The organism is Aeromicrobium sp. SORGH_AS_0981, from assembly GCF_031453195.1.
Lineage (GTDB): Bacteria > Actinomycetota > Actinomycetes > Propionibacteriales > Nocardioidaceae > Aeromicrobium.
On the sequence record NZ_JAVIZD010000001.1, the window covers coordinates 1873655 to 1893413 of the forward strand.

The window sequence follows — 19759 nt, forward strand, 5'->3', positions numbered from 1 at the left end:
TGGTGCCCTACTGGGAGGCCTTGCCGGACTTCGCGATGGCCTCGGTGACGATGCCGACGGGGGCGCCGTCCTTGCCGTCGCCGAAGAGCTTGTCCTTCACGCCGCTCCAGTCGTGACCGCCGAAGTCGTCGGCGAGGGTCAGGAGGTTCTTGACCTTCGGGAACGGGTCCGAGGCGTCGGCGGCACCCTTGATGTCGGACGCCTTCAGGCCCACCGCGGACAGGTCGGCGACGCCGGGCTGCTTCTCGTTGAGCGGACGGAAGCCCTTGAGCGCGAACTCGCGCTGACCCGTCGTGCCGAGCACGAAGTCGAGCCACGGCTCGGTCGCCGGCACGTGCTTCTTCAGGACTGCGCCCGGGTTCTCGATGAGCACGGTGGTGTCGGGGATGACGTAGTCGAAGCCCTCGCCGTTCTGGTTCGCCAGGATGGCCTCGTTCTCGTAGGCCAGCAGCACGTCGCCCGTGCCGCCGAGGAAGCTCTGGGTGGCGTCGCGGCCGCTGTTGGTCAGGGAGACCACGTTCTTGAAGAGCTTGTCGACGTAGGCCGTGGCCTCGGCGTCGCTGCCGCCCTGGCTGGTCACGCTGCCCCACGCGGCGAGCGCGTTCCACCGGGCCGCGCCGGAGGAGGCGGGGTTCGCCGTGACGATCTTGACGCCGGGCTTGACCAGGTCGTCCCAGCCCTGGATGTTCTTGGGGTTGCCCTTGCGGACGCCGAGCACGACCACCGACGTCGACACGATGCCCTGGTTCGGGCCGTCGTCCCAGGTCTTGTCGACCAGGCCCGCATCGACCAGACGGTCGACGTCGGTCGCGACGGACAGGTGGACGTAGTCGGCCGGCAGGCCGTCGGCCACCGCGCGGCTCTGGTCGCCGGACGCGCCGTAGGAGGTCTTGAACGAGACGCCCTTGCCCTCGGGCGTCTCCTCGAACTTCTCGGCGATCGCCTTGTTGGCCGCCTCGGGGACCGCGAAGCCGACGATCTTGATCGTGTCGGCGTCGCTGGAGCCGCCCGACCCGCAGGCGCTGAGCACCAGGGCGGAGGCGGCCGCGAGCGCGGCGGCGGTCGTCAGTCGGCGGCGGAGCGTCGTCATGGAGTCGTCCTCGGTGTCGGGCGCACCCTCGGGGGTGGTGCGTCGAGGTACGACGGTAGGCGTCCGGCGACGCGCCGCACGCAGGTCTCACCATGTGGACCTCTGGGTCGCGGAGTGAGACGGGACACCTGACCCGCTGCCGGGCGCCCCTCGACCCCGGCAGCGGGTCAGGCGAAGACGACGGTGCGTGGCCCGTTCATCAGCACGCGCGACTCGGCGTGCAAGCGCACCGCGCGCGAGAGCGTCTGGGCCTCGACGTCGCGGCCCACGCGCGCCAGGTCGGCCGGGGCCATGCGGTGGTCGACGCGCTGGACGCCCTGCTCGATGATCGGGCCCTCGTCGAGGTCGGCGGTGACGTAGTGGGCCGTCGCGCCGATCAGCTTGACGCCCCGGGCGTGCGCCTGGTGGTAGGGGCGCGCGCCCTTGAAGCTGGGCAGGAAGCTGTGGTGGATGTTGATGGCCCGCCCCGCCAGCGAGCGGCAGAGGTCGTCGCTGAGGATCTGCATGTACCGCGCGAGCACCACGAGGTCGACCTCCAGCTCCTCGACGAGGTGGAGCACCTGGGCCTCCACGTCGGCCTTCGTCTCCCGGGTGACCGGCAGGTGGTGGAACGGCACGTCGTAGGCGTCGGCGAGCCGCTCCAGGTCGCGGTGGTTCGACACGATCGCCGGCACCTCGATGTTGAGGGTGCCGGAGCTCTGCCGGTACAGCAGGTCGTTCAGGCAGTGACCCTCCTTGGAGACCATCACGAGGGTGCGCGCGGGCCGCTCGGCCTCGACGAGACGGAACTGCATGTCCAGCTCCGCGGCGACCGGTCCGAAGCCGTCCGCGAGGTCCCCGGTCTGCGCGTCGGCGCCGAAGTCGACGTGCAGACGCAGGAAGAACTCGCCCGACCCGTCGTCGGCCGGCTGCTCCGTGTACTGCTGGGAGTCGAGGATGTTGCCGCCGGCCTCGTGGATCCACCGGGTCACGGCGTACACGAGCCCCGGCCGGTCCGGGCAGGACAGCGTCAGGACGTGGGTGCTGGTCACCCGCCGCAGTCTAGGCAGCGGGTGCGGCCTGCGCGGGGGCGGTGGCCGGGGCGGTGCCCTGGTGGCGCGGGCGTTCGAACAGCAGCACGACGACCAGGCCGACGACGAACGCGGCCGCCGGCAGCCAGAAGGCCTCCGACATGGCCCGGGAGAAGGCCTCGGCCACCGGCGCGGGCATGCTCCCGGAGCTGCCGGTCGCGGACTGGAACGCGCTCGCGTCGCCCTGCAGGCCGTTGGCGGCCAGGCGCGACCCGATGAGTGCGGCGACGGCGGCGCTGCCGAGGGCCGCGGCCACCTGGCGCGTCGTGTTGTAGACGCCGGCGCCGGCGCCGGCCGACGACATCGGCAGGTTCCGCGTGGCCGTGGCGCTCAGCGGGGCCCAGAGGAACGCGTTGGACACGCCGAACAGTGCCATCGGCAGGAGCAGCTGCCACGCGGGCGTGGTCGGGTCGACGAGGCTGCCGAGCCAGCGCATGGCCACGGCGGCGGTGCCGAAGCCCACGAGCGTCAGGAGGCGCGGGTGCACGCGGTCGGACAGCTTGCCCACCACGGGCGAGAGGAGCAGCAGCACCACCGCCATGGGCGTCATGAAGAGGGCCGACTCGGTCGGGCTCCACCCGCGGGCACCCTGCGCGTAGAACATGAACGGCAGGCTCATGGCGGTGATGGCGAGCGAGACCATCGCGATGGCGACGTTGCCGACCGAGAAGTTGCGGTCGCGGAAGAGGCCGAGGGGCACGAGCGGCTCGCGGCGCACGCGCGCCTGCCAGGCGACGAACAGGCCGAGCACGACGACCCCGAGCGCGATGAGCAGCGGGACGCTGATCGGTCCGGTGATGGTGCCCCAGTCGTACCGCTCGCCCTCCTGGATGCCGAAGACGAGCAGGAACATGCCGGCGGCACTGAGCGCGACGCCGAGCCAGTCGATGGTGTGGGCGTGCGTCTCGAGCACGGGCACCAGGCGGACGGCGAGGACGAACCCGATGAGGCCGACCGGGATGTTGACGAAGAAGATCCACTCCCAGCCGGCCGCGTCGACCAGCACGCCACCGAGGATCGGGCCGACCAGCGTCGCGACGCCCGCGGTGGCGCCCCAGAGGGCCATGGCGCTGCCGCGCTTGGCGGCCGGGAACGTGCGGGTGATGACCGCCATCGTCTGCGGCGTGAGGAGCGACGCGCCGATCCCCTGCACCACCCGGGCGGCGATGAGCCCGCCGATCGAGCCCGTCAGCCCGCACCACAGGGAGGCCAGGGTGAAGATCGTCAGGCCGAGCAGGTAGACGTTCTTCGGCCCGAAACGGTCGCCGAGACGTCCCGTGACCAGCAGCGGCACGGCGTAGGCGAGCAGGTAGGCGCTCGTGACCCAGATGCCGCTGTTGTAGTCGGTGCGCAGGTCCTCGATGATCGCCGGCGTCGCCACCGACACGATGGTGTTGTCGACGAGGATCATGAAGAACCCGATGACCATCGCCCAGAGGGCGGGCCAGGGGGACGGCGTCGTCGAGGAGGTGGCGCCGGGCTGCTGCGGCTCGCTCAGTTGGGTCACGCAACCAGTGTGCCGTCGTGGGCCGACAGAAGCAGCGCCAGTGGTCGATGTCTCACCGTCGCCGTCCTCACGGTTCGGGGACGCTCCGGTCGGCCCGGACCCGGCCGGAAGCACGGGCTCCGGCCGCTGCCGGTGGGCTACGGCTCGTCGGTGGCCAGCAGGTCGTAGGAGACGAGGTCGTCGAGCGTGTCGTCGCCCAGCATCTCGGCCTGGCGCTCGACGCCGACCCGGCGGAACCCGGACCGCTCGGCCACGCGGTTGCTGGCGACGTTGCCCGCCGCGGCCAACAGGCTGAGTCGGTGGAGCCCGGGGCCGTCGGGTGAGAACGCCCAGCGCGTCACCGCCCGCACGGCCTCGCCCACGAGTCCGCGACCCCGCGCGTCGGGGTGCGCCCAGTAGCCCACCTCGGCCGTGCCGGGGTTGACGCCGCCGAGGTGCATGAGCGTCACGAGCGCGAGGAGCTCGTCGGAGACCGGGTCGACCACGGACCAGGTGATCTTCTCCCCGGTCGCGGAGCGCCACGTGCAGTCGGCCACGAAGGCGCGGGCCACCTCGGGCGTGTAGGGGTGGGGCAGCGTCCGCAGCCAGTGCCGGGTGGTCGGGTCGGAGCACGCCTGCGCGACGCGGTCCGCGTCGTCCTCCACGAGCGGTCGCAGCTGCACGCGGTCGGTCCTGAGCCTCGGCGCGTCCTGCCACGGCCGACGGGCGTAGGGCGCGTCGCCGAAGCGCAGCACGGCCGTCCAGGCGTCGAGGGTGCGGCCGCGCTCGTGCAGCAGGGCGGGTGCGGCGCCGACCAGCTCGAAGCCGCAGGCGTGCGCGACCCGCAGCGACGCCTCGTTGCCCACGTGGGCCCGCCAGTGCACCGCCTCGATCCCGGCCTCGGTGAAGCCGTGGCCGACGGCGAGCCGCACGGCTGCGGTCATGATGCCCCGACCCCGTGCCCAGGGGTGGAGCGTGAAGCCGATGTCGGCGACGGGGCGACCGCGCAGGTCGACGTTCCCGGCGTAGCGCGGACGACCGTCGTCGTCCTCGGCCTCGACGACCCACATGCAGGCGGTGCCGTCGTCCCAGGCGCGGGCCGCGACCTGCAGGGCGAACTGCTCGCTCATCTCGCGCGTGTTGGGGATCGGCACGGCGGTCCACCGCTGCATGCCGGGGTCCTGCGTCATCTCCCACATGGGCTCGACGTCGGGCCGGGGTCGCTGCGCGCAGGGTGACGACGCCGTCGGTCAGCACCGGGACCGACAGCGGGAACGGCAGGCCGCTCACCGGGCGCGCAGGATGTCGAGGATCGCGTCGAGCTTCACGGTGTGCTCGTCGAGGGTGCGCCCGTGCTCGCCGAGGATGCGGGTGTGCTCGTCGAGGGTGCGCCCGTGCTCGCCGAGGATGCGGGTGTGGTCGGCGAGGGTCCGGGTGTGCTCGGCGAGGGTGCCCGTGTGGCCGTCGACCGTCGAACGGATCTCCGAGACGATCTCGTACAGGTCGTCGACGTCGTTGCGCAGCTGGCTCACACGGTCCGGCGGGGTCATGCGGCCACGCTACTGCGCGTGCGCGCCCGCGACCAAGGGCTGCGTGGTCGACCTGTGGACGGCCGCGACCTCAGCGCTGCTGGGCGCGGAACGGGTCGGCCGGGTACACCCCGAGGACCCGGGTCTCGGTGGTGAAGAACCCGAGCTCCTCCAGGGCCCGTGCCACGTGCGGGTCGTCAGGGTGTCCGTCGACCTCGGCGAGGAACTGGGTGGCGGTGAACTCCCCGCCGACCATGTAGCTCTCGAGCTTCGTCATGTTGACGCCGTTCGTGGCGAACCCGCCGAGCGCCTTGTAGAGGGCGGCGGGGAGGTTGCGGACGTTGAAGATGAAGGTGGTGACGACGGGGCCCGCCCCCTGGGGTGCCCGCACCGGCTCGCGCGAGAGCTCCACGAAGCGCGTGGTGTTGTGGTCCTCGTCCTCGACGTCGGCCGCGAGGATGTCGAGACCGTAGATCTCGGCCGCGAGCGGTGGCGCGATGGCGGCGGACGTGACGTCGGCGGCCTCGGCGATCTCGCGCGCGGCGCCGGCGGTGTCGCCGGAGACGATCGGGGTCCACCTGTGCTGGCCGATGATCTTGCGGCACTGCCCGAGCGCGTGCACGTGGCTGTGCACGGTGCGGACGGTCTCCAGCGTCGTGCCAGGGACGCCCATCACCATGAACTGGATGCGCAGGAAGTGCTCGCCGACGATGTGCAGCCCCGAGGTCGGCAGGAAGTGGTGGATGTCGGCGACCCGGCCGGCGATCGAGTTGTCGATCGGGATCATGGCGAGGTCGGCGTCGCCACCCGTGACCGCCGCGAACACGTCCTCGAACGACGCGCAGGCCACGGCCTCGGCGTCAGGGTGGTGCTGCTGGCAGACGATGTGGGAGTTCGCGCCGGGCTCTCCCTGGTACGCGATGCGGCGGGCGGTCACGCGCCCAGTGTGGCACCGCCGCGTCAGGCGGTGCGGTGGGCTCCCGCCGCGGGCCGGACGGCGAAGACCTCCGGCGCCCTCCACCCGAGCGCGTCGTAGCGCTGCTCGACGAGCTCGCGCAGGGCGCGCGCCTTGGTCTGTGGCACGAGCGCGATGGCCGACCCGCCGAACCCGCCCCCGGTCATGCGGGCCCCGAGGGCCCCGCCCTCGACGGCCGCCTCGACCGCGACGTCGAGCTCGGCGCAGCTGACCTCGAAGTCGTCGCGCAGCGACACGTGCGAGGCGGTGAGGATGGTGCCGAGCTGCTCGAAGTCGCTCTCGCCGAGCGTCCGCAGCGCCGCCTTGACCCGTGCGGTCTCGGTGAACACGTGCTGGGTGCGGCGGCGCAGCACCGGGTCCTGCAGGCGGACGAGGGCGTCGAGCCCGGCCTTCGCGAGGTGCTCCAGGCCGAGCTCGGCCGCGGCGCGCTCGCACTCCGCGCGACGCTCGCCGTACCCGCCGCCGACGTTCGAGTGGTCGACGCCGGTCGCGACGACGAGGAGCGCGAGGTCGGCGGCGGCGAGGTCGAACGGCACACGCGTCGGGTCGTCCTCGGACAGCGGGTCGGTCACCACCGCCTCGCCCGCCCGCCCGAACGTGACGGCGAGCTGGTCCATCAGTCCGGTGGGCGCTCCCACGAAGTCGTTCTCGGCGCGCTGCGCGAGGCGCGCCACCTCCAGCGGTGCGACGTCGAGGCCGGCGACGTCGGCCAGCGCCGAGACGACGCCGACGGTGAGTGCCGCCGACGAGGAGAGTCCGGAGCCCAGCGGGAGCGTCGACTCGAGCACCAGGTCGACGCCCGGCAGCGGGCCCACTGTCCCCACGGCCCAGACAGCGCCGGCCGGGTAGGCGGACCAGTCGTCGGCCGACACCGTCCCGTCGTCGGGTGCGACGCCGGTGCCGAAGGTCGCCCGTTCGCGGGTGCCGTCGGGCAGCGTGCTCCAGACGTTGACCGCGTCGTCGTCGCGGCGACGCACCTTCACCGTGAGGAAGCGGTCGATCGCGAACGGCACCGAGGGGCCGCCGTTGTAGTCGAGGTGCTCCCCGACGAGGTTGACCCGACCCGGAACCTGCCACGTGCGTACGTCGTCCACGGCCCCGAGCCTAGGACCTGTCCCGCGAGGAGCCACTGGCACAATGCACAGCATGTCCAGCAGCACCCGTCCCCGCTCGCTGTCCGGCATCCAGCCGACGGCCGAGTCGTTCCACCTCGGGAACTACCTGGGAGCGGTGCGCCAGTGGGTCGGCCTGCAGGAGGACCACGACGCCTTCTACTTCATCGCCGACCTGCACGCCCTGACGGTCCAGCCCGACCCGGCCCAGCTGCGCACGCGGGTGCACCGCTCGGCCGCCCAGCTGCTGGCCGCCGGCGTCGATCCCGAGCGGTCGGCCCTGTTCTGCCAGAGCCACGTGCCGGAGCACACGCAGCTGGCGTGGGTCTTCAACTGCCTCACGGGCTTCGGCGAGGCCGGCCGCATGACGCAGTTCAAGGACAAGAGCGCGAAGGCGGGCGCCGACAAGGCGAGCGTCGGGCTGTTCACGTACCCGATCCTGCAGGCCGCCGACATCCTGCTCTACAACCCGCACCACGTGCCCGTGGGCGAGGACCAGCGCCAGCACCTCGAGCTGTCGCGCAACCTCGCGCAGCGCTTCAACCACCACTACGGCGAGACGTTCCGCCAGCCCGAGGCCTACATCGTCAAGGGCACCGCCAAGATCGCCGACCTGCAGGACCCGACCGCGAAGATGAGCAAGTCGGCGTCGTCGCCGAACGGCATCGTCGACCTGCTGGACGACCCGAAGAAGGCTGCCAAGAAGATCCGCTCGGCGGTCACCGACTCCGGCGACACGATCCGCTACGACCCGGAGGGCCAGCCGGGGATCGCGAACCTGCTCACGCTGTTCGCGACGGTGGCCGGCACGACGGTCGACGACGTGGTCGCGCAGTTCGAGGGCCAGCAGTACGGCCACCTGAAGGTCGCCCTCGCCGACCTGGTGGCCGACCTGGTGAGTGGCTTCGGCGAGCGCACCCGCGGCTACCTCGACGACCCCGCCGAGCTCGACCGCGTGCTCGCCGCGGGGGCGGCTCGGGCCCGCGAGGTCGCGGCGCCGGTGGTGGTGGACGTGTACGACAAGGTCGGGCTCGTCCGCGGTGTCTGACCCCTGCCTGGAGGGCATGACGTCGCAGGACGGCGCGCTGACCTTCGGCGTCGCGATCGCCGTCCCGGAGCCGTTCGGCGAGCAGCTGCGCGCCCACCGGGCGTCGTTCGGCGACCCCGCGGCCGCACAGATCCCCAGCCACATCACCCTGCTGCCCCCCGACCAGGTCACCGAGGACGGGCTCGACGACCTCGCGGCTCGGCTCGAGCACGTGGCCGCCCGGACGGCCCCGTTCGAGGTGACGCTGAAGGGCACCGGCACCTTCCGGCCCGTGTCGCCCGTGGTCTTCGTGACGGTCAGCCGCGGGATCGCCGAGGCGGGGGTCCTGGCGGCCGACCTGCGGGCCGCGCTCGACGCGCCGGAGCCGCTGTTCCCCTTCCATCCGCACGTGACGGTGGCGCACCACCTCGACGACGCGGCCCTCGACCACGCCTACGCGACGCTCGAGGACTTCGGCTGCGACTTCGACGTCACCGAGGTCGCGCTCTACCTGCACCGTGAGGGCGAGGGGTGGTCGACCCACCGCACGTTCGCGCTCGAGGGAACGCGCCCCGACTGAGCCCGACGGTCCGTCACCTCAGCGCAGGATCCGGTCGACCAGCTCCTCGATCGCGGTCTCGAGCGACACGCCGGTGTCGAGCGGCACGGTCAGCCGGTCCAGCACCAGGCCGTCGACGGCGTGGTGGAGCAGGGCGAGCTCCGTGCGTCCGCCGGGCAGCCCGGCCTCGGCGTTGAAGGCGACGTCGTCCTCGAAGGCGCGCTGTCGCCAGGCGCCGAGGGTCGCGGCGACGTGGGGGCGACGCGTGGCCTTTAGGCGCAGCTCGAAGAGCGCCAGCGCCACGTGCGGGTCGGCGCGGAGTCGTCGTACGACGTCGCGCACGTAGGCGGTGAACAGGGCGCGATCGGCCGGGGCGTCTCCCCGCACGGCCTCGGGGTCGGGCGTGAGGCGCTCGCCGATGCGCTCGACCAAGGCCGCGACGAGGTCGTCACGACGGGGGAAGTAGTTCGACGCCGTCCCGACCGGTGTGCCGGCGGCCTTGTCGACGGCACGGTGCGTGAGGCCTCGCGCACCCTCCTCCGCCAGCACGCGGATCCCTGCGTCGGCGAGGGCGGCGCGGCGGTGGTCGTTGCGAGGCACGGGACCACCCTAGCGTCACCACGACAGATGTCGTAGTCTGACCACGACAGATGTCGTGAAAAGGGGATGCGTGCGCGAGCTCGTCTACTACGTGGCCGTCAGCATCGACGGCTTCATCGTCGACGCCGACGGCGGCTTCGAGGCGTTCATGGCCGAGGGCGACCACGAGTCGGTCGTGCTGCAGGAGTACGCCGACGCCCTCCCTGCCCATGCGCACGCCGCCCTGGGCACCGAGCCGCCGGGGACGCGGTTCGACACCGTCGTCATGGGGTGGAACACCCTGCTGCCCGCACTCGACGCGGGGATCGCGAGCCCCTACCCGCACCTGCGCCAGGTCGTGGCGAGCCGCGGGGGACGGACGGTCGACCCGACGCTCTCGCTCGTGCGCGACCCCCTCGCCGCCGTGCGTGAGCTCAAGGCCGGCGACGGGCTCGACGTCTGGCTGTGCGGTGGGGGTCGGTTGGCGGGCGCGTTGCTCCCCGAGGTCGATCGCCTCGTCCTGAAGCGTCATCCCGTGGTGCTCGGAGCCGGGGTCCCGTTGTTCGGCGGGATCCCCGCCGGCGCCGCGCGCTTCACGCCGACGCGGCTGCGCCCGTTCGAGTCGGGCGTCGTGGTGGAGGAGTACGTACGCCGCCGCGGCCCGTGAGCCCGGTCAGGGCAGCACGCCCTCCTGCAGCGAGAGCAGCAGCTCGTCGTGGAAGGCGAGGGCCGCGAGCTGCAGGGTGTCGCGGCGGTGGGCCAGGGCGATGTGCCGGTCGAGCGATGGGTTGCGCAGGGCCACCGGGCGCAGCGCCGGCCGGTTCGCCAGCACCATCTCCGGCACCACCGCGTACCCGAGCCCGGCCTCGACGAAGCGGAGCACGGACAGCATCTCCCCGCCCTCGACCGACACCTGGGGGGTGAACCCGGCGGCGGCGCAGGCGGCGAGCGTCGTCTCGCGCAGGTCGTAGCCGGTGCGGAACATCACGAGCGGCAGGTCGCGCAGGGCGCCGACGTCGACGGCGTCCGGCAGGGCGTCGTCGACGGGCGCCGCGAGCACGAGCCGGTCGCGCCGCAGCAGCACGGTCTCGAGGTCGGGCCGCTCCTCCGACAGGGGCGTGATGAGCAGGGCGACGTCGAGGCGGCCCTGGGCGAGCTCGTGGGTGAGCACCCGCGACCCGCTCTCGTGCACCTCCAGCTCGATGAGGGGGTGCGACTCGTGGAACCGGGTCAGGACCTCGGGGAGCAGGCCGTCGCAGATCGACGGGGTGGCGCCGAGGCGCACCCGTCCGCGCCGCAGGCCGGCCACCTCGTGGACGGCCCGCTGGGCCGACTCGACGTCGATGAGGATGCGCTCGGCGTGGGGGAGGAGTGCCTCGCCGGCGCTCGTCAGCTCGATGCCCCCGGGCTGCCGCACGAACAGCGGGGTGCCGAGCGAGTTCTCCAGCACGCGGACCTGCTTGGACAGGCTGGGCTGGGCGACGCCGACCTCGGCGGCCGCGCGGGTGAAGTTGCGCGTGCGCGCGACCGCGACGAAGTACGAGAGCTGCTGGAACTGCACGGTTCCCAGCCTACTCTCTCATAGCCACAGGCTATGAAGGTTGGCCTCATGATGACTTAGCGCCTAGGTAAGAATCGCGTTAACGTCGGATCGTGGCCACTACTCTGACTCGCGCGTCGGCGCGCAGGTCGACCGTCGTGCTCAAGTACACGATGGCCGTGTCCGGGCTGATCATGCTCGGCTACCTGCTCGTCCACATGTACGGCAACCTCAAGTTCTTCGAGGGCAAGGAGTTCTTCGACTCCTACCTGGAGGGCCTGGAGGACATCTTCTACCCCTACCTGCCGCACGGCGGGGCGCTGTGGATCCTCCGCGTGGTCCTGCTCGCGTCGCTCGTCGCGCACGTCTACTGCGCGGTCACGCTCTGGCGGCGCAACAAGGTGGCGGCGGGCTACACCGGTGGCAAGCGCTACCACTCCAAGCAGAACCGCACGGGCATCCAGCGCTCCTACGCCTCGTTCACGATGCGCTGGGGCGGCGTCATCCTGCTGCTCTTCATCATCGGCCACCTCGCCCAGATGCTGCCGAACTGGCTCGCCCCCGGCGGAGCGTCGGACAGCAAGTACGAGCGCGTCGTCAACGGGTTCGAGATCTGGTGGGTCGTGCTGCTGTACACGATCGGCCTCGTCGCGGTCGGCTTCCACCTGTGGCACGGCTTCTGGAGCGCCCTCACGACGCTCGGCCAGAACCGCAGCAGCACCCGCAAGGACTCCGCCATCACCATCGCGTCGTGGGTGCTCTCGGTGGTCATCGCCGGTGGCTTCCTGATCGTCCCCTTCGCCGTCTTCTTCTTCGGAGCTGGTTCCTGATGAGTGACACCTACACCCCGACCGGGGCAGCCGAGCAGTTCATCGAGCACGGCGAGGACATCCACGACACCAAGGCGCCCTCGGGCCCGATCGAGCGACGCTGGGAGCAGCGCCAGTTCGACGCCAAGCTGGTCAACGCGGCCAACCGTCGCAAGATCAAGGTCATCGTCGTCGGCACCGGCCTGGCGGGCGCGTCGGCCGCGGCCACCCTCGGCGAGGCCGGCTACCACGTCACCAGCTTCTGCTACCAGGACAGCCCGCGTCGGGCGCACTCGATCGCGGCGCAGGGCGGCATCAACGCGGCCAAGAACTACCGCAACGACGGCGACTCGGTCTACCGGCTCTTCTACGACACGGTCAAGGGCGGCGACTTCCGCTCCCGCGAGTCCAACTCCTACCGCCTCGCGCAGGTCTCGGTGAACATCATCGACCAGTGCGTCGCGCAGGGCGTCCCGTTCGCCCGCGAGTACGGCGGCCTGCTCGACAACCGCTCGTTCGGCGGCGTGCAGGTCTCCCGCACGTTCTACGCGCGCGGCCAGACCGGTCAGCAGCTGCTCATCGGCGCCTACCAGGCGCTCGAGCGCCAGGTCGCCGCCGGCACCGTCGAGGTGCACACCCGGCACGAGATGCTCGACCTGGTCATGGTCGACGGCAAGGCGCGCGGCGTCATCGTCCGCGACATGGTCACCGGCGAGATCGAGTCGCACACCGCCGACGCGGTCGTGCTCGCGAGCGGCGGCTACGGCAACGTCTACTTCCTCTCTACCAACGCCATGGGCTGCAACGTCACGGCCACCTGGCGCGCGCACCGCCGCGGCGCCTACTTCGGCAACCCCTGCTACACGCAGATCCACCCGACCTGCATCCCCGTCTCCGGCGACTACCAGTCGAAGCTGACGCTCATGAGCGAGTCGCTGCGCAACGACGGCCGCATCTGGGTGCCGAAGAAGGCCGGTGACGACCGCCACCCGCGCGACATCCCCGAGGACGAGCGCGACTACTACCTCGAGCGGATCTACCCCTCGTTCGGCAACCTGGTGCCCCGCGACATCGCCTCGCGTGCCGCGAAGTACCAGTGCGACGACGGCAAGGGCGTGGGCCCCGGCGGCCTGGGCGTCTACCTCGACTTCGCCGACGCCATCGAGCGCATGGGTCGCCCCGCGGTCGAGGCGAAGTACGGCAACCTCTTCGACATGTACGCCCGGATCACCGGCGAGGACCCGTACACCGAGCCGATGCGCATCTACCCGGCCGTGCACTACGTCATGGGTGGTCTGTGGGTCGACTACGACCTGCAGAGCAACCTCGAGGGCCTCTTCGTCACGGGCGAGGCGAACTTCTCCGACCAGGGCGCGAACCGCCTCGGCGCCTCGGCGCTGATGCAGGGTCTGGCCGACGGCTACTTCGTGCTGCCGACGACGATCGCGAACTACCTGGCCGCAGGTCCGTTCGAGCCGGTCGCCGAGGACCACCCGGCCGTCCTGGAGGCTCGTCAGTCCGTCGAGGAGCGCATCCAGAAGCTGCTCGCCGTCGACGGCAATCGCACGGTCGACAGCTACCACAAGGAGCTCGGCCACATCATGTGGGAGTACTGCGGCATGGAGCGGACCGAGGAGGGCCTGACCAAGGCCATCGGCCTGATCCGTGAGCTGCGGGACGACTTCTGGAAGAACGTGAAGGTCACCGGTGAGGCCGAGGAGCTGAACCAGACCCTGGAGCGCGCGGGCCGCGTCGTCGACTTCTTCGAGCTGGGCGAGCTGATGTGCATCGACGCGCTCAACCGCGAGGAGTCGTGCGGCGGTCACTTCCGCGCCGAGAGCCAGACCGAGGACGGCGAGGCGCTGCGCCACGACGACCGCTTCGCCTACGTGGCGGCGTGGGAGTTCGGCGGCGAGAAGCCGATCCTCCACAAGGAGCCGCTCGAGTACGAGTACGTCGAGATGAAGGCCCGGTCGTACAAGTGAACAGGAGCTGCAAGTGAAGATCACCGTCAACGTCTGGCGCCAGAAGAACGCCGACGCGAAGGGCGAGATGGTCGGGTACCACCTCGACGACGTCTCCGAGGACATGTCGTTCCTGGAGATGCTCGACGTGCTCAACGAGCAGCTCACGCTCGCCGGCGAGGAGCCGGTCGCGTTCGACCACGACTGCCGTGAGGGCATCTGCGGGTCGTGCGGTGTCGTCATCAACGGCATCGCCCACGGCCCCGAGGTCACGACCACGTGCCAGCTGCACATGCGCTCGTTCAAGGACGGCGACGTCATCGACATCGAGCCGTGGCGCGCGGGTGCGTTCCCGATCGTCAAGGACCTCGTCGTCGACCGCGGCGCGTTCGACCGCATCATCCAGGCCGGCGGCTACATCAGCGTCAACACCGGCTCGGCCCCGGAGGCCAACAACCTCCCGGTGCCGAAGGAGGACGCCGACCACGCGTTCGCGGCGGCCACCTGCATCGGCTGCGGCGCCTGCGTCGCGGCGTGCCCGAACGGCTCGGCGATGCTGTTCACCGCGGCCAAGGTGACCCACCTGGGTCTGCTGCCGCAGGGTCAGCCGGAGCGCGAGTCGCGCGTGGCCAGCATGGTCGCGCAGCACGACGCGGAGGGCTTCGGCTCCTGCACCAACATCGGCGAGTGCACGGCGGCCTGCCCCAAGGGCATCCCGCTCGACGTCATCTCGCGGCTCAACCGCGACCTGCTCGGGGCGCTGGCCGCCGGCCAGGCCTGACGCACCACCCCTCGACCGCCCGTCACCTCCCCGGAGGTGGCGGGCGGTCGTGTCGTCCGGGCCCCGGGTGCGCCGTGCCCCTCGAGCGGTGACTCCTCCACCGATCGCCTGGATGCCGCCATGGGCGGTGGGTTCTCCACCGTCCCAGCGCTGAGACGGTGGAGGACCCACCACTCGGGGGCTCACCGTGGAGAACTCACCGCCCGACGCGCCGACGCGCCCTGCTCGAGCCCTCCATCGGTGGATCCCCAACCGCAGCGCCGGGCGCTGCGTTGATCGGTGGATCCTCAACCGCAGACCGCCTCCTGAGGTTGCTGACCCACCGATAAGGCGCCCCGGCGCGCTCGGCCACCCCAGGCCCGCTGCCCCGTCGAGGCCGCCCGAGACGCACGCCCACGACTCGCCGCGCCGACGCAGCCCCGACCCCTCCATCGGTGGGTCCTCGACCGCAGACCGCCTCCTCAGGTTGCTGACCCAACGACGAGGGGACCGGCGTGCGGCAGCCCGAGCCCGGCGCGGATGGTTGCAGATTTGAATTAGCATTGTTAATGACCTACGCTAAGGACATGCCCACCGACTCCCAGAACCTCGCGCTGGCGGTGGCCCGACTCAACCGCAGGCTCCGGCAGGAGCGGCACTCCGACCTGACCCCGTCGCAGCTGTCCGTGCTGGGCACGCTGCGCCAGCTGGGCCCGACGTCGCCGTCGTCGATCGCCGCCCGTGAGCGCGTGAGCGCCCCCAGCGTGACCCGCACCCTGAACTGCCTCGCCGAGGACGGCCTCGTCGAGCGGTCCCCGCACCCCCAGGACGGCCGCCAGGTCGTCGTCAGCCTCTCCGACCTCGGCGAGAAGACGCTCGCCGAGGAGCGCCGGCGTCGCGACGCCTGGCTGCACCAGCGACTCGCCGAGCTCGACGCCCGCGAGCGGGCCCTGCTGCGGGAGGCGTCGGCGATCCTGACCCGGATCACCGAGTCGTGAGCCCGACGTTCCGCGCGCTGCACGTCCGCAACTACCGCGTCTACGCCGCGGGGGCCCTCGTCTCGAACGTGGGCACCTGGATGCAGCGCGTCGCCCAGGACTGGCTCGTCCTCCAGCTGACCTCGAGCGGCACCGCCCTCGGCATCACGACCGGCCTGCAGTTCCTGCCCGCACTGCTGCTGTCGCCGGTCGCCGGCGTGGTCGCCGACCGCTACCCCAAGCGGACCGTGCTGCGCTGCACCCAGGTCGCCATGGCCGTGCCGGCCGCGATCCTCGGTGTCCTCGCCGTCACAGGAGCCGCCCAGGCGTGGCACGTCTACGTGCTGGCGTTCGTGTTCGGCGTCGGCACGGCCTTCGACGCGCCCGCCCGCCAGTCGTTCGTCGTCGAGATGGTCGGACCCGACGACCTCTCCAACGCCGTGGGCCTCAACTCGGCGTCCTTCAACTCCGCCCGCATGATCGGTCCCGCGCTCGCGGGCCTGCTCATCGCCGCCGGCGGGTCGGGCGTCGAGGCGACGGGCTGGGTCATCCTGGCCAACGCCGTCAGCTACCTGGCCGTCATCGCCTCGCTCCAGCGGCTCGACCCCGCCCGACTCTCGCCGGCGCCCGTCATGGGCAGCAGGAAGGGAGCGGTGCGCGAGGGCGTCCGGTACGTCCGTGCCCGGCCCGACCTCGTGCTGGTGCTGTCCATCGTGTTCGCGGTCGGCACCTTCGGCCTGAACTTCCAGATGACCAGCGCCCTCATGGCGACCGACGTCTTCGACAAGGGCGCGGGGGAGTACGGCATCCTCGGCTCGGTCATGGCGATCGGCTCGCTGGCCGGCGCGCTCCTGGCCGCCCGGCGCGAGCGTCCGCGACTGCGCTTCGTCGTGGGTGCGGCCATCGCGTTCGGCGTCGTCGAGATCGTCGCGGGCCTCATGCCCGACTACCTCACCTACGCGCTCGTGCTCCCGCTGCTGGGCCTCTGCGCACTCACCATGATCACGGCGGCGAACGCCACGATCCAGCTCACGACCGAGCCGGTCATGCGCGGACGCGTCGCGGCGCTGTACCTCATGATCTTCATGGGCGGCACGCCGCTCGGCTCGCCGTTCATCGGGTGGGTGGGGGAGACGTTCGGTGCCCGCTGGACGCTGATCGGCGGCGGGTCGCTGTCGCTGCTCGGGGTGGCCGTCGCCCTGGCGCTCTACGCGCGGGGACGTGAGATCAAGCGCCGCGACGTCGCCGAGATCGTGGCTCGCCTACGCTCGCAGCATGGACGTCGAGCGCACCTTCACCCTGCCCCGGCCGGTCGAGGAGGTCTTCGCCTTCCTCAGCGACTTCGAGAACACCGAGCACTGGGACCCCGGCACGATCGAGACGACGCGCCTGTCGGGTGACGGCGGCATGGGCACCCGCTACGCCAACCGCTCGCGGTTCATGGGGCGCACCGTCACGCTCGAGTACGAGACGGTCGGCTTCGACCCGCCGGCCTTCTTCGCCTGCAAGGGCGTGAACGGCCGCACGACCGCCACCGACGTCATGTCGTTCACGCCCGTCGACGACACCGCCACGCAGGTCCACTACCGGGCGCAGTTCGACTTCCCGTTCCCGCTGCACCAGCTCGCGCCGCTCGTGCTGCGTCGCCGGCTCGACGGGCTCGCCGACGAGACGGTCGAGTCGATCCGCCGCGCCCTGGCCTGACCGAGGCCGGCCCCGGCTCCCGCTGCGCGCCTGCCCGCACGAGGACGCCCCCTCGGCGGACACCTCCCGCGGGACGTGCCGGGCGGGACTATCCTGGCCGAATGTCCGTCGAAGCCATCGCCCGCTCGATCGAGGTCGTCACACCCGACCTGATCGAGCTGCGCCGCGACCTGCACGCCAGCCCCGAGCTGTCGTGGCACGAGGAGCGGACCACCGACGTGGTGGCCGGCTGGATGGACAAGCTGGGTCTCGTCCACGAGCGGTTCGAGGGCACCGGGCTGGTCGCCGAGGTCGGGCCCGAGGAGGGTCCCATCGTGGCGCTGCGCGCCGACCTCGACGCGCTGCCCATCGACGACACGACGTCCGACCCCTGGCGTTCCACCGTGCCGGGCGTCGCCCACGCCTGCGGCCACGACGTCCACGTCTCGGCCCTGGTGGGTGCCGCGGTCGCGCTGCAGGAGCTGCACCAGGCCGGTGGTCTGCCCCGCCGCGTGCGGCTGATCTTCCAGCCGGCGGAGGAGGTCATGCCCGGCGGCGCCCTGCGGCTCCTGTCCGCAGGGGTGCTGCGCGGTGTCTCCCGCATCGTCGCGCTGCACTGCGACCCCTCGCTCGACGTCGGCCAGGTCGGCCTGCGGGAGGGTCCGATCACCGGCGCGTCCGACCGGATCCAGGTGACCCTCTCCGGTCGCGGCGGGCACACGTCGCGACCCCACCTCACCGAGGACCTCACCTACGCGCTCGCGAGCCTGGTCACCCAGCTGCCGGCCGTGCTCTCGCGCCGCTTCGACCCGCGGTCCGGCGCGAGCCTCGTGTGGGGATCCGTACGCGCCGGCAACGCGCCCAACGTCATCCCCTCCACGGGTGAGCTGAGCGGCACGCTGCGCATGCTCGACTCCGCCGCCTGGCACCAGGCGGAGCACCTCGTCCGCGGCCTCATCGCCGACATCATCGAGCCGTTCGGCGTCAGCGCCGACGTCACGTACGTGCGCGGCGTCCCGCCGGTGGTCAACGACTTCGGGGTCACCGAGGTCCTGCGCCGCGCCGTCTCCGACGCCATCGGACCCGCCGCCGTCGCCACGACGAGCCAGAGCCTCGGTGGCGAGGACTTCGCCTGGTACGTCGAGGCGGTGCCGGGAGCCATGGGCCGGCTCGGCACCCGCACGCCGGACGGCCCGACGTACGACCTCCACCAGGGCAACCTGCGCATCGACGAGCGCGCGATCGCCGTCGGCGCGAAGGTCCTGGCCTGCTCGACGCTGCACTAGCGCGCCACCACCGACCCGGCAAGGTGACGATCCGGTTACGGCCCGGAGCAATCGACCCGAGGCCCTCCCGCGGGACCCTGCGCGCGGTTAGGGTGCAGGCGTGCCGGGCTCGCCGGCGAAGTCTGAGGAGGAACATTGCGTCGTCTCACGAAGGTCACCGCCGTCGCCGGTGTGACCGCGCTCGTGCTCGCTGGTGCGGGCTGTGCCAAGAAGAGCACCGACAGCGAGGACAGCAGCGCCAGCGGCAAGGACTGCGTCGCCAAGGTCGACACCAAGGTCGGCATGGCCTTCGACGTGGGCGGTCGCGGTGACCAGTCGTTCAACGACTCCGCCGCCAAGGGCCTCGACAAGGCCGAGTGCGAGCTGGGCTTCGAGGTGCAGACCGCCGAGGCGCAGGACGGCGAGGCCGAGTCGGCGCGCGAGGGCCGCCTCCAGCAGCTGGTCGACGCCGGCTACAACCCCGTCATCGCCGTGGGCTTCGCCTACTCCTCCGCGGTCGGCAAGATCGCCAAGGAGAACCCCGAGGTCAACTTCGCGATCGTCGACGACGCGGTCGAGGGCGACAACATCGCGAACCTGCTGTTCGCCGAGGAGCAGGGCTCCTTCCTCGTCGGTGCCGCCGCGGCGCTGAAGACCGAGTCCGACAACATCGGCTTCGTCGGTGGCGTCGAGACGCCGCTCATCAAGAAGTTCGAGGTCGGCTACGAGGCGGGCGCCAAGGCCGTCAACCCCGACATCGAGATCCAGAGCCGCTACCTGACCCAGCCGCCGGACTTCAGCGGCTTCGGCGACCCGGCGAAGGGCAAGACCGCCGCCGAGGGCATGTTCGACAAGGGCGCCGACATCGTCTACCACGCGGCCGGCGGTTCGGGCGCGGGCGTGTTCGAGGCCGCCAAGGACGCCGACGCCAAGGCGATCGGTGTCGACTCCGACCAGGCCCTCACGGCCGACCCGTCGGTGCGCGACGTCATCCTGACCTCGATGCTCAAGAACATCGACGTCGCCGTCTTCTCCTACCTGCAGGGTGTCGCCGACGGCGAGGCGCCGACCGGCCCGACCGTCTACGACCTCAAGGTCGACGGCGTCGGCTACTCCAAGACCGGTGGCCAGGTCGACGACATCGCCAGCAAGCTGGACGAGTACAAGAAGCAGATCGTGGACGGCTCCATCACCGTCCCCAGCGAGTGACGAGGATCCCTGCGATCCTGACGGCTTGACGCGGTCCGGCCCTGCGCGCGAGCGTGGGGCCGGACCGTGACCCGTTCGTCCGACCTGCTCGACCCCGCTGACACCCGCCCGGCCGACGGTCGGG

Annotated in this window: 20 protein-coding genes; 11 read left to right on the top strand and 9 right to left on the bottom strand. The window is 71.6% G+C overall.

Going from position 1 to position 19759, the window contains the following annotated elements; all coding sequences use genetic code 11:
• Positions 1 to 7: 7 nt before the first annotated feature.
• The 7 genes from QE370_RS09545 to galK form a co-directional block, all read right to left on the bottom strand.
• Positions 8 to 1090 (bottom strand): sulfate ABC transporter substrate-binding protein, encoded by a 1083-nt coding sequence (locus tag QE370_RS09545; RefSeq protein ID WP_309634213.1) that lies wholly within the window; start codon positions 1088 to 1090, stop codon positions 8 to 10.
• 167 nt (positions 1091 to 1257) lie between these two features.
• Complete coding sequence (purU, locus tag QE370_RS09550; RefSeq protein WP_253021985.1) at positions 1258 to 2121, bottom strand: formyltetrahydrofolate deformylase; 864 nt, start codon at positions 2119 to 2121, stop codon at positions 1258 to 1260.
• A gap of 10 nt (positions 2122 to 2131) precedes the next feature.
• On the bottom strand, positions 2132 to 3667 hold the full coding sequence (locus tag QE370_RS09555) for a DHA2 family efflux MFS transporter permease subunit (protein ID WP_309634214.1): 1536 nt from the start codon (positions 3665 to 3667) through the stop codon (positions 2132 to 2134).
• Positions 3668 to 3804: 137 nt separating this feature from the next.
• A complete protein-coding gene (locus QE370_RS09560) occupies positions 3805 to 4845 on the bottom strand; it encodes a GNAT family N-acetyltransferase (RefSeq protein ID WP_309634215.1) in 1041 nt (346 codons plus the stop codon).
• An 87-nt stretch (positions 4846 to 4932) separates the two neighbouring features.
• On the bottom strand, positions 4933 to 5196 hold the full coding sequence (locus tag QE370_RS09565; RefSeq protein WP_253021981.1) for a hypothetical protein: 264 nt from the start codon (positions 5194 to 5196) through the stop codon (positions 4933 to 4935).
• A gap of 70 nt (positions 5197 to 5266) precedes the next feature.
• A complete protein-coding gene (locus QE370_RS09570) occupies positions 5267 to 6112 on the bottom strand; it encodes a prephenate dehydratase (RefSeq protein WP_309634216.1) in 846 nt (281 codons plus the stop codon).
• A 23-nt stretch (positions 6113 to 6135) separates the two neighbouring features.
• The gene (gene galK / locus QE370_RS09575; protein WP_309634217.1) at positions 6136 to 7245 is read right to left on the bottom strand and encodes a galactokinase; all 1110 of its coding nucleotides are present in this window, start codon (positions 7243 to 7245) and stop codon (positions 6136 to 6138) included.
• A 43-nt stretch (positions 7246 to 7288) separates the two neighbouring features.
• Here galK and trpS point away from each other — a divergent pair, with 43 nt between their 5' ends.
• A complete protein-coding gene (trpS, locus tag QE370_RS09580; RefSeq protein ID WP_253021975.1) occupies positions 7289 to 8311 on the top strand; it encodes a tryptophan--tRNA ligase in 1023 nt (340 codons plus the stop codon).
• 16 nt (positions 8312 to 8327) lie between these two features.
• Complete coding sequence (locus QE370_RS09585; RefSeq protein ID WP_309634218.1) at positions 8328 to 8870, top strand: 2'-5' RNA ligase family protein; 543 nt, start codon at positions 8328 to 8330, stop codon at positions 8868 to 8870.
• Positions 8871 to 8888: 18 nt separating this feature from the next.
• On the opposite strand, the gene QE370_RS09590 is transcribed toward QE370_RS09585, so the two are convergent.
• Positions 8889 to 9449, bottom strand: a complete 561-nt coding sequence (locus tag QE370_RS09590) for a TetR family transcriptional regulator (protein WP_309634219.1) — start codon at positions 9447 to 9449, stop codon at positions 8889 to 8891.
• A 70-nt stretch (positions 9450 to 9519) separates the two neighbouring features.
• Here QE370_RS09590 and QE370_RS09595 point away from each other — a divergent pair, with 70 nt between their 5' ends.
• Positions 9520 to 10095: a dihydrofolate reductase family protein gene (locus tag QE370_RS09595; protein WP_309634220.1), complete on the top strand. Its 576-nt coding sequence runs from the start codon at positions 9520 to 9522 to the stop codon at positions 10093 to 10095.
• Between the two features lie 6 nt (positions 10096 to 10101).
• On the opposite strand, the gene QE370_RS09600 is transcribed toward QE370_RS09595, so the two are convergent.
• On the bottom strand, positions 10102 to 10989 hold the full coding sequence (locus QE370_RS09600) for a LysR family transcriptional regulator (protein WP_309634221.1): 888 nt from the start codon (positions 10987 to 10989) through the stop codon (positions 10102 to 10104).
• Between the two features lie 92 nt (positions 10990 to 11081).
• Here QE370_RS09600 and QE370_RS09605 point away from each other — a divergent pair, with 92 nt between their 5' ends.
• From QE370_RS09605 to QE370_RS09640, 8 genes are all read left to right on the top strand, one after another.
• Positions 11082 to 11798, top strand: coding sequence for a succinate dehydrogenase cytochrome b subunit (locus QE370_RS09605; RefSeq protein ID WP_253021964.1), 717 nt, complete (start codon positions 11082 to 11084; stop codon positions 11796 to 11798).
• Complete coding sequence (locus QE370_RS09610) at positions 11798 to 13762, top strand: fumarate reductase/succinate dehydrogenase flavoprotein subunit (RefSeq protein ID WP_253021962.1); 1965 nt, start codon at positions 11798 to 11800, stop codon at positions 13760 to 13762. Before QE370_RS09605 ends, QE370_RS09610 begins: the two co-directional genes overlap by 1 nt.
• A 13-nt stretch (positions 13763 to 13775) precedes the next feature.
• Positions 13776 to 14522, top strand: coding sequence for a succinate dehydrogenase/fumarate reductase iron-sulfur subunit (locus tag QE370_RS09615; RefSeq protein ID WP_253021960.1), 747 nt, complete (start codon positions 13776 to 13778; stop codon positions 14520 to 14522).
• A 566-nt stretch (positions 14523 to 15088) separates the two neighbouring features.
• Positions 15089 to 15499: a MarR family transcriptional regulator gene (locus tag QE370_RS09620; protein WP_253021958.1), complete on the top strand. Its 411-nt coding sequence runs from the start codon at positions 15089 to 15091 to the stop codon at positions 15497 to 15499.
• Positions 15496 to 16878, top strand: a complete 1383-nt coding sequence (locus tag QE370_RS09625; RefSeq protein WP_253021956.1) for an MFS transporter — start codon at positions 15496 to 15498, stop codon at positions 16876 to 16878. The genes QE370_RS09620 and QE370_RS09625 overlap by 4 nt, the downstream gene beginning before the upstream one ends.
• The gene (locus QE370_RS09630; RefSeq protein ID WP_253022003.1) at positions 16778 to 17182 is read left to right on the top strand and encodes an SRPBCC family protein; all 405 of its coding nucleotides are present in this window, start codon (positions 16778 to 16780) and stop codon (positions 17180 to 17182) included. The genes QE370_RS09625 and QE370_RS09630 overlap by 101 nt, the downstream gene beginning before the upstream one ends.
• A 101-nt stretch (positions 17183 to 17283) precedes the next feature.
• Positions 17284 to 18447 (top strand): amidohydrolase, encoded by a 1164-nt coding sequence (locus QE370_RS09635; RefSeq protein ID WP_253021954.1) that lies wholly within the window; start codon positions 17284 to 17286, stop codon positions 18445 to 18447.
• Between the two features lie 135 nt (positions 18448 to 18582).
• The gene (locus QE370_RS09640; RefSeq protein WP_253021952.1) at positions 18583 to 19635 is read left to right on the top strand and encodes a BMP family protein; all 1053 of its coding nucleotides are present in this window, start codon (positions 18583 to 18585) and stop codon (positions 19633 to 19635) included.
• The last annotated feature ends 124 nt before the right edge of the window (positions 19636 to 19759 follow it).